This is a genomic window from Variovorax sp. P4_D9 (assembly GCF_056401695.1).
This window is the reverse complement of sequence record NZ_JBFUIU010001523.1, coordinates 1-1,136: the sequence shown is the minus strand read 5'-3', so window position 1 is coordinate 1,136 and position 1,136 is coordinate 1. Positions and strand designations below refer to the sequence as shown.

General features: G+C 60.4%; 1 protein-coding gene and 1 pseudogene. Both read right to left on the bottom strand.

Features of this window, described 5'->3' with window-relative positions; translation table 11 throughout:
* Nucleotides 1–390, bottom strand: a pseudogene (locus tag AC1DY5_RS56585) (D-alanyl-D-alanine carboxypeptidase); the annotation flags it as partial.
* 116 nt (nucleotides 391–506) lie between these two features.
* Nucleotides 507–1,136 (bottom strand): alpha-isopropylmalate synthase regulatory domain-containing protein (locus AC1DY5_RS56580; RefSeq protein ID WP_478122861.1); only part of this gene is annotated, 630 nt, incomplete at its 5' end.

Sequence of the window (1,136 nt, the reverse complement as noted above, 5' to 3'; positions counted from 1 at the left end):
GCTGTGCAGCCCGGCCATCTGGCCGAAGGACTGCTTGGCGGGCGCGGCGTCCGCCACCCGCACCACCGAGCGCCGCTGCACGGCCACCACCGTTTTACCGTTCTTCTGGCGAATCGACGCCACCACGTTGCGTCCACCGCTCACAACCTTGTCGGCTTTGTCAACGTTTGCGACCTGCTTGGCAACCGTGCGCTTCGAAGAAGTCGCTGCCGAGGCCTTCGGGCTGGTGTCCGCGCTTACCGAGGTCTTGCTGCCGGTCGCCTTCTTCGATGCCGTCGCAGCATGCGCGCCGGGCAACAAAAAAGCCGTGGCACAAAGAACCACGGCGGCGAGGCGAAAGGCGGGAAGGAACCGCTGGCTGGAAACTCGGTAGGAACGGGCTTCAGGCATAAAAAACTCTCCAGCGGCGAAAAAAGGTGTCCGCAGTGTATCGAAATCAAAAAAGGCACGCAATATCAGTTACTTGCATCCTCTTCTTCGAACCGAATACAAGGAGCACAGAAAACCTAACCTTGTGCAGCTACTCTTTCAGCTTGGCTCTGTAACTTGTTGAGAGCACTTAAGTATGCTTTCGCCGATGCAACCACGATGTCGGGATCGGCGCCGACCCCGTTCACCACGCGGCCGGCATTCTGCAAGCGCACTGTCACTTCCCCCTGGCTCTCCGTCGATCCGCTGATCGCATTGACCGAGTAGAGCACCATCTCGGCCCCGCTCTTGACCTGGGCCTCGATCGCCTTCAGGGACGCATCCACCGGCCCGTTGCCGTCGGATTCGCCCATGACCTCCTTGCCATGCACAGTGAAGACGATGCGGGCCTGCGGCCGCTCACCGGTTTCACTATGTTGCGACAAGGATACAAAGCTGAACTGTTCACCAACGTGCGAGTGCTCTCCTTCGCTGACCAGCGCGAGGATGTCTTCATCAAATATTTCGCTTTTTCTGTCGGCCAGCTCCTTGAAGCGCGCGAAGGCCGCGTTGATGTCGGCCTCGCTCTCCATCGTCACGCCKAGGTCCAGCAGGCGCTGCTTGAAGGCGTTGCGGCCGCTGAGCTTGCCGAGCACGATCTTGTTCGCGCTCCAGCCCACGTCCTCGGCCCGCATGATCTCGTAGGTGTCGCGCGCCTTCAGCACGCC